Source organism: Pseudoalteromonas sp. SG45-2, assembly GCF_014164115.1.
In the GTDB taxonomy this organism is placed as follows: Bacteria; Pseudomonadota; Gammaproteobacteria; order Enterobacterales; family Alteromonadaceae; genus Pseudoalteromonas; species Pseudoalteromonas distincta.
In genome coordinates, this window is sequence record NZ_JACJEO010000016.1 from 118,903 (window position 1) to 127,146 (window position 8,244).

Genomic DNA, 8,244 nt, shown 5'->3' on the forward strand with positions numbered 1-8,244 from the left:
CATAAATAGGCGATAACACAGCATAAATGCCAAACATGCGCTGCCCGAAGGGTTCTACCTAGGGGCAATTAACTCTTTGTTGCTCGGTTTTTACTTAGCCCACTAGGTTATAAACCTCACGCCGCGATTAAATCGCCCCTAGATTGAACAAATTTTAATCCTGAAAGGTCAACAGGCCCTAGTCATTTATTGCTTCTCATGTACGCCAAGGCTTTGGGCCTTACATTATTACTTTGCATAATGCTGTAGTGGTTGGCGTTGTTGGGTTTTATAAACGCGCCGCGTTACTGCAACCTGATTTAGGTTTTGCACTTGTAAGCGGTTTTGAAAAAAAGGGTTATGTTTTTGAAGCGGCCAGCGCACTTTTGCAATATAAGCATGAATTTGGAATTACAAAACTGTGTGCAATAACATCACCAGATAATAGGGCATCGCAGAATGTGTTGTTAAAATTGGGCTTTAAAATAAAGGGCAAGGCGGTTATCAATGATGATAAAACCGCCGTGATTATATTGTCACTTAACGATTAAAGTCTTGCTTGTTCTATTTGTTTTGCAACATTTAGGTTTATATTTAGCCATGTTGCTTCAAGTGTCGAAACCAGGCCATCATAGCCATCATCATCAATAGGGACCAATTGCGAAAAATTATTAATACTTATAAGGCGTCGGCCTGTTTCAGGGTGTGTGTAATATAAACGCCAAAGCCCAGAAATATCAGCGTTACCTTGCATATCGCCATTAAAGTGGTGAATTTCGTATTCAAGCTCATAAAACGTTTGTTGATCAAGTTCAGTAATGACCGGTAAGCCTTTTATTACCATCCAGTTGGGCATAGCATTAAAAAGTGTTTGCTGGGCTGTTGCAGTAAGCATTACATCCGGCGATTCGCCCCACAGGTTATAATTTGCAGCATGAATTTGGTTGCTATCTATTTTCATAGCAATGCCCAAATTATTTAAAGCGCCTCTAAGTACAACAGTTTGTATTCTTAGTTGCGCATCTGTATCTGCAACGTTTCGAGACGATGCACCTATAGGCTGCTCAAACTGGTAATACTGTGTCGCAGTTTGTATTGATGAACTACAACCTGCCAATAGTAATAATAAACTTGCAGTTAAAAATAACGATTTCATTATTGCTTCCTTGGTTTTGGATCTGCTGGTAATGATTTATCAAAAATTAGCATATTAGGTTGCTCGTTTAATCCGCGAGTTAGAGGCTGTAGGCCCTCACTTAAACGTTTAAATTCTTTTAATGTTTGTTGTATTTGATGATGAAGTTCAGAACCTGCTTGGTAACTGGCCATGGTTTTATCAAATTGGCGCATAGTGACTTCAAACTGCTCCATACTTTTTGTCATTTTTTCAAAGTTACGGTTAAAATCCCTCGGTAAGTTTTGTGTATCTTTTTGACTTAGCAGCTCTCGCATTTCATTAGCAAGCGCTCGGTAATCGGTAAATGTAGCTTGCATTTGTGCCAAGCTATCTTCAACTTTTAAGTTATTTACCTTATTAAGTACGTCAGAAACTTGATCTGCTAATACAGTTATACCGCTTGAAATACTCGGAAAAACATCATACTGCACAAGTTTACCTAGGTGCGCTTCTGGCGCGTCGGGGTATATATCAAAATCTACATACACAGCACCCGTTAATAAATTACCAGGCTTTAACGAGGCGCGCATCCCACTTTCAATCCAGCCCTTTAAACTGCCTTGCCAATACTCTTTTGCTGAAGCACTGTCATGATACAAGCGTCCGTATTCTACTTTTATAAGCACTGGAACCGCCGTATTATGGTTTCTAAAGTGGGCAGGTTTACCGTCAATAATTACATTGGCAGGGGTTTCAACAACAGTACCTACACGCATACCTCTGTATTCGACAGGTGCACCTGTGCGTAGTCCTCGAACTGACTGTTCAAATTCAATTAGGTAGTAATCAAAATCATAAAAGCGCTCTTCTAACGCCTCTTTATAGCTTTGGCTTAATGAAAAGCTATGCCCATCTTGTGCTATTTCACCCGGGGCCTGTTGTTCAGGTAAACCAACCGAAATACCGCCTTTTAATAGTTTACTCAAAGAGCCCGTATTAATATTGATACCATCGGCAGATAGGTCAATTTCAATTCCTGCGTTCACCCAAAATATTGAGTTCATGGTGATCAGATTTTGATAAGGGGCTTTAATAAATACGCCATACTTCATTGCTTGGTTTTCCCAATCAAAAGTGGCGGTTTCTATTTGCCCTATTTTATAATTTTTGAAGAATATACCGGTGCTTACATCAAGTACTTCAGCGTTGTAACTCATTAATTTAAAACGACCACCTTTCACATCTTTACCAATGAGGGCGGGTTCATCTTGTAACTTAAAACGCTCTTTTAGTTCTTTGCTTTCACCGGGTGAAAACTCTAAATATACACCAGACAATAACGTACTCATCCCGCTAATACCTGTTTCATCAATGCGTGGTTTTACGACCCAAATTTTGGCATCGTCAGTCAGTAGCTCGTTGTAATTTTTATCTATTTGCGCGCGAGCAATTACGCTGTCTTGCGTGTCGGATAGCCGAACATGATCAATTTGACCTATTTTTACACTGCGCACTTTTATTTCAGTCTTACCTGCAATAATACCTTCTGCTTGTGGCATTTCGATAAAAATAGTAGGGCCTTTATTAGCTTGGTATTGGTATAACATCCACATGCCCACTAACAGCGCAATTGCCGGAATGATCCAGATAGCGGAAATTTTTGGTTCTTTTGTTATTTCGGCGGTTTCGGTCATGCTTTGTTCTCTGATTTTTTGTTTTTAGGGGAATCCCACAATAAGCGTGGGTCAAAGGCATGGGCAGCCATCATTTGGCATATTACCATAACTGTAAAAAATACAATGCCTAATCCTGGCGTTACTGACATTAAATTACCCAGTTGAACTAAGGCCACTAAAATAGCAACCACGAATACATCTATCATCGACCATTTACCAATAAACTCAGTCAGTTGATAAATTCGGGTGTAACTTTTTGTATGTTTATTGGCAGGCCTTGTAACCATAAAGCATAAAAAGCTCAATACAAAAGCTTTAGCAAGTGGCACCACAACGCTGGCTAAAAATATAATAGCGGCAATAGGGTAGGAGCCACTTTTCCAAAGAGTAATAACACCACCAATTAAAGTCGAAGGGGATTCATCCCCAAGGCTAGTGGTGTGCATAATAGGTAAAACATTTGCTGGAATATAACAAACAACAGAAGTAATTAGCCAAGCTGCTGCTTTTTGTACGCTATAAGGATTTCTAACGTGTGTTTTTGTATGGCAACGCTGGCAAATATTACCGGTACATAGTTGATGGCACACATGGCAGGCTTTAATATTTTCATCTATTGCACGTTTAGCATGCTCTGCGCCTTCGAGTACTTTTACAGGCTTTATTTGAGCCCATAAGCGTGGGCGATTTAAGTGAACAAGTGCAGCTATGTATAAAATAACAAACCCCACATAAGCCCAAAAACTCGTGCCGAAGCTAATATCAGCCAGCGACATGATTTTAACCATACTAACAAGTACGCCAATTAAAAATATTTCCGACATAATCCAAGGCTCTAACGCCAAAGTGAACTTTAGTAGTCGCCTTGCAATGCTCTCTGGTAATGCTTTTAAAAGCCCAAGATGCAAAGGAATTAAAATAACAAGCAAACCCATGGGCAGGGCAATAATGCTCAAATCAATAAATAAGCCAAGTAGCTCACTATCATAATTAAACAAAATTCGAGCCGCGTCGGGCAGTGTAATAGTTTGAGTTATACCGCTACTACTAAATGAAATAAAAGGGTAAAACATACTGCTGAGCAACATTAATAGTGCGCTAAAGCTTAGTGCAACTATGCGACTGTCGTGATTAACATCGGCTTCGCAAAGTTTATGGTGACAATGTGGGCATATCGCCATTTGTTTTGCGATTATGCGAGGTATATCTATGATCAGATCGCAGCAGGGGCAGACAGTTTGCAATTTAATACCAAGCAAGAAGAATATTTCTTCAATTTTGCTATATTTAATACATTAATACAACGCGTTCTGCCATCAAGCTGCTCGTTATATAAAGGAAGCGTGTGAAATATTATTTGTACTGCATACTAATGTGGCTCTTTATTTGTTCGCAAAATGCTGTGGCTATTAATAAAGAGCGAGAAGTAATTATCTCCGCGAGCGCATCAATTCCGCCCTATGTTTTTGAAAAAACAGACTCGGGTATACACCTAGGTTTAATCAAAGCCGCGTTAAAGGCTAATGGATTTGCCAATATTAATGTGCAATATATGTCGAATAAACGCGCTGAGCATCAATTGCATAATAAAGGAGTAGATATACTTTTAAATTATGCAGGAGGAAGTAGTCCATGTATTTACCCAAGTAAACCTGTACTTAGTTATGAAAATGTAGCCATCACACTCAAGCGAAATAAATATAATATTGATGAAATAGAAGGCATGTTTAATAAAAACGTCCTTGCTTTTCAAAATGCAACTGCATATCTGCCTTCTATATTTAAAAGTAATGTTAAACACTTTAGCTCATATCAAGAGGTTATTAATCAAAAGGCGCAGGTAGATAAGCTGTTAAAAGGTTGGGTGGATGTAATTGTGTTAGATAAGCGTATTTTTTACTATTACTACAATCAACATAAATCACCCGAAGCTGTGCAAATTTACACTTTATTTCCAAAAGCAGAGCGACCTGCTTATTTTAATAACCTCTCTTTAGCTACTGAGTTTGATATAGGTTTGGCGCTCATCAAGCAAAACGGTACTTATAAAAGAATTGTTGATGAAGGCCAAACCCATTCATCAATCAAATAACGCCACTGTTTGACGTGTAAGCGCTATTAGCTCACCGGATTGTGACCATATACAGCCATCTTCTAAACCGTAACCATCTTTTGAGTGATGAGTGATTGCTTCAAAGCCAAGCCATTCGCCAGGTGATAAGTTTGGCTCTTGTACAAACTCTAAATACCATGACATGCTACTAGCTGGAGCGGGTTGTTTAAACATTTGTAATAACGTAGGTGGCCATGCATCTGTTAATGCAATTACATGCGCTTCAGTTATTTGTTCGGGCGTATGTTTAAAGCGCATCCATCCCCCTAAGTGAGACGTTTCTGCGCTGCTAAATGGCATGGCACCTTGTTGAGGGCATAAATCAACATGTTGAAAAAATTCAGGCATCTGGCCTTTAATAAAAGGTAGAGTATGGCGCTCGTCTACCGGTTTTAACCCTAAAGACTTTGAAACAGGCACATTTACACCCGACTCTCTACTTTTAGCAAAACACGCTTGTACAATTACACACACTTGTTCATTTTGAATGGCTTTGGCGAGTACCTGTGTGCTGCTTTTACCTTGTCGTAATATTTCTACCGATAACGAAAAAGGAGTATCAGCTAGTAATGGCCCTACAAAATTTGTACTGAGTGAGAGTAGGCGACGATCATTGGATACTTTTCCTCTGATAGCTTGATACAACAGTGCGGCTGAGAGCCCACCAAAAGCAGTTCTGCCTTGGCACCAGTTTTCTGGAAATTGCATTGTGCTAGTTAATTGTTCGGTATTGTCTGAACTTCCAATTTTTGCAGCTTGGAGAAGTAATTGTTCAAAATGCATGAAGATGTCCTTTTATAGTGCGATTTAATAAATTTATAACACAACCAAACTAGTCAGACCAGTAATTAAAAACGTCTCTGGCGGTGCAAAAATCACCATTCCTTACAATTATTAGGGTTATTTTGTAAATAAATCACAAAAATTGGATTTTTTTTCATTTTTACAGTTGAAATAAGTTTGGCGCATCCCTATTTACTATGTCATCGAACGTATTAACGAATATTGAAGTTGGAGAAGTTTCATGGGTAAAATTATTGGAATCGATTTAGGTACTACAAACTCTTGTGTTGCAGTACTTGATGGTGGCAAAGCACGTGTTATTGAAAACGCGGAAGGCGATCGCACAACCCCGTCTATTATTGCTTACACGCAAGACGGCGAAACATTAGTAGGTCAATCTGCTAAGCGTCAAGCGGTTACTAACCCGACAAACACATTATTTGCAATCAAGCGTTTAATTGGTCGTCGTTTTGAAGACGAAGAAGTACAACGCGATATCGGCATTATGCCGTTTAAAATCATCAAAGCTGATAACGGCGATGCATGGGTAGAAGCGGGTGGCGAAAAACGCGCTGCACCACAAATTTCTGCTGAAGTACTGAAAAAAATGAAGAAAACGGCAGAGGACTTCTTAGGTGAAGAAGTAACTGAAGCTGTAATCACAGTACCTGCATACTTTAACGATTCACAACGTCAAGCAACGAAAGATGCTGGTCGTATTGCGGGTCTTGAAGTTAAACGTATTATCAATGAGCCAACTGCTGCGGCACTTGCTTACGGTATGGATAAAAACCGTGGCGAAAACATCGTTGCAGTATATGACTTAGGTGGCGGTACTTTCGATTTATCAATCATTGAAATTGATGAAGTTGAAGGCGAGCACACGTTTGAAGTACTTGCTACAAACGGTGATACTCACTTAGGTGGTGAAGATTTCGATAACCGTGTAATCAACTACTTAGTAGCTGAATTCAAGAAAGATCAAGGTTTAGACTTAAAAACTGATCCTCTTGCAATGCAACGTGTTAAAGAAGCTGCTGAAAAAGCAAAAATTGAACTGTCATCTGCACAATCAACTGAAGTAAACCTTCCGTATGTAACTGCTGATGCAACAGGTCCTAAGCACATGAACGTGAAACTAACACGTGCTAAGCTTGAATCACTAGTTGAAGATTTAGTAACTAAATCTCTAGAGCCACTTAAACGTGCACTTGCTGATGCTGATTTATCAGTAAGCGACATCAACGATATTATTCTTGTTGGTGGCCAAACACGTATGCCTTTAGTACAAAAAACAGTTGCTGATTTCTTCGGTAAAGAACCACGTAAAGACGTAAACCCTGATGAAGCAGTTGCAGTAGGCGCAGCGATTCAAGGTGGTGTACTTGCTGGTGACGTAAAAGATGTACTATTACTAGACGTTTCTCCATTATCTCTTGGTATTGAGACAATGGGTTCAGTAATGACAGCATTAATTGAGAAAAACACGACGATTCCTACTAAGAAATCGCAAACATTCTCAACAGCTGAAGATAACCAATCTGCTGTAACAATTCACGTGTTACAAGGTGAGCGTAAACGTTCAAGCGACAATAAATCTCTAGGTCAATTTAACCTAGAAGGTATTCGCCCAGCACAACGTGGTACACCGCAAATCGAAGTAACATTCGATGTTGATGCCGATGGTATCTTACATGTATCTGCAAAAGATAAAGATACAGGTAAAGAGCAAAAAATCACAATTCAAGCATCTTCAGGCCTAAGCGATGAAGAAGTTGAAAAAATGGTTCGTGATGCAGAAGCACATGCTGAAGACGATAAAAAGTTTGAAGAACTTGTAGCTGCTCGTAACCAAGCTGATGCTCTAGTACACGGTACTCGTAAGCAAATTGAAGAAGCTGGCGATGCATTACCAAGCGAAGACAAAGAAGCGATTGAAGCGGCTGTTGTAGATTTAGAAGCTGCTATTAAGAGCGACAACAAAGAAGAGATTGAAGCTAAAACTCAAGCTCTTGCTGAAAAGTCTCAAAAACTAATGGAAATTGCACAAGCGAAAGCACAGCAAGGTTCAGCAGATGCAGGCGAGCAACAGCAATCAGCTAAGCAAGACGACGACGTTGTTGATGCAGAGTTCGAAGAAGTGAAAGACGACAAGTAATTGTTGCTAACGCTTCTCGCTAGCCAAAAACACTTAACTCAATCGAGTGTTTAGGTTAGGATGAACAATTGAGGCGCGCGAGCAATAGCTTGTCGCGCCTTTTGCGTGTATTTAAGGTTTGAAAATTCAATGATAAATCGATGCGATTTATCGGTTTATCCAGCAGCTCACGCTGCAAACAGAAAAGAGTAGTGTGATAGATATGTCCAAACGCGATTATTACGAAGCCCTCGGCGTAAGCAAAGATGCGAGTGAGCGAGACATAAAAAAAGCGTATAAACGCTTAGCGATGAAATATCATCCAGATCGTACCGCAGGCGATAAAGAGCTTGAAACTAAATTTAAAGAAGTTAAAGAAGCTTACGAGATTTTAACTGATCCTCAAAAACGCCAAATGTATGACCAACATGGTCACGCG

General features: G+C 39.6%; 8 protein-coding genes. 4 read left to right on the plus strand and 4 right to left on the minus strand.

The features are described 5' to 3' along the window. Positions 1-188 precede the first annotated feature (188 nt). Positions 189-530 carry a GNAT family N-acetyltransferase gene (locus H5116_RS13110; protein ID WP_261765619.1) on the plus strand — a complete coding sequence of 114 codons (342 nt, stop codon included), beginning with the start codon at positions 189-191 and terminating at the stop codon, positions 528-530. Here the strand turns inward: H5116_RS13110 and H5116_RS13115 are convergent. From H5116_RS13115 to H5116_RS13125, 3 genes are read right to left on the minus strand one after another with little or no spacing between them, the layout of a single operon-like run. Further along, positions 527-1,135 carry a PqiC family protein gene (locus tag H5116_RS13115; protein ID WP_024595769.1) on the minus strand — a complete coding sequence of 203 codons (609 nt, stop codon included), beginning with the start codon at positions 1,133-1,135 and terminating at the stop codon, positions 527-529. The two genes, H5116_RS13110 and H5116_RS13115, sit on opposite strands and share 4 nt — an antisense overlap. Beyond that, on the minus strand, positions 1,135-2,790 hold the full coding sequence (gene pqiB, locus H5116_RS13120) for an intermembrane transport protein PqiB (protein WP_182716355.1): 1,656 nt from the start codon (positions 2,788-2,790) through the stop codon (positions 1,135-1,137). The genes H5116_RS13115 and pqiB overlap by 1 nt, the downstream gene beginning before the upstream one ends. Then, positions 2,787-3,953, minus strand: a complete 1,167-nt coding sequence (locus H5116_RS13125) for a paraquat-inducible protein A (protein ID WP_024595565.1) — start codon at positions 3,951-3,953, stop codon at positions 2,787-2,789. Before H5116_RS13125 ends, pqiB begins: the two co-directional genes overlap by 4 nt. 164 nt (positions 3,954-4,117) lie before the next feature. Here H5116_RS13125 and H5116_RS13130 point away from each other — a divergent pair, with 164 nt between their 5' ends. Further along, on the plus strand, positions 4,118-4,864 hold the full coding sequence (locus tag H5116_RS13130; protein ID WP_182716356.1) for an ABC transporter substrate-binding protein: 747 nt from the start codon (positions 4,118-4,120) through the stop codon (positions 4,862-4,864). Here the strand turns inward: H5116_RS13130 and H5116_RS13135 are convergent. Further along, positions 4,853-5,668, minus strand: a complete 816-nt coding sequence (locus tag H5116_RS13135; RefSeq protein ID WP_024595563.1) for a thioesterase family protein — start codon at positions 5,666-5,668, stop codon at positions 4,853-4,855. The genes H5116_RS13130 and H5116_RS13135 overlap by 12 nt on opposite strands. 241 nt (positions 5,669-5,909) lie before the next feature. Here H5116_RS13135 and dnaK point away from each other — a divergent pair, with 241 nt between their 5' ends. Together dnaK and H5116_RS13145 are read left to right on the plus strand one after the other, a co-directional pair. Beyond that, on the plus strand, positions 5,910-7,826 hold the full coding sequence (dnaK, locus tag H5116_RS13140; RefSeq protein WP_182716357.1) for a molecular chaperone DnaK: 1,917 nt from the start codon (positions 5,910-5,912) through the stop codon (positions 7,824-7,826). A gap of 202 nt (positions 7,827-8,028) precedes the next feature. After that, positions 8,029-8,244: DnaJ domain-containing protein (locus tag H5116_RS13145; RefSeq protein ID WP_182716358.1), on the plus strand; the 216-nt coding region annotated here is incomplete at its 3' end.

Coding starts and splice junctions, on each gene's coding strand:
- H5116_RS13125 (WP_024595565.1), bottom strand. CDS start 3,953: ATGGCGATATGCCCACATTGTCACCATAAACTTTGCGAAGCCGATGTT.
- dnaK (WP_182716357.1), top strand. CDS start 5,910: ATGGGTAAAATTATTGGAATCGATTTAGGTACTACAAACTCTTGTGTT.
- H5116_RS13115 (WP_024595769.1), bottom strand. CDS start 1,135: ATGAAATCGTTATTTTTAACTGCAAGTTTATTATTACTATTGGCAGGT.
- H5116_RS13135 (WP_024595563.1), bottom strand. CDS start 5,668: ATGCATTTTGAACAATTACTTCTCCAAGCTGCAAAAATTGGAAGTTCA.
- pqiB (WP_182716355.1), bottom strand. CDS start 2,790: ATGACCGAAACCGCCGAAATAACAAAAGAACCAAAAATTTCCGCTATC.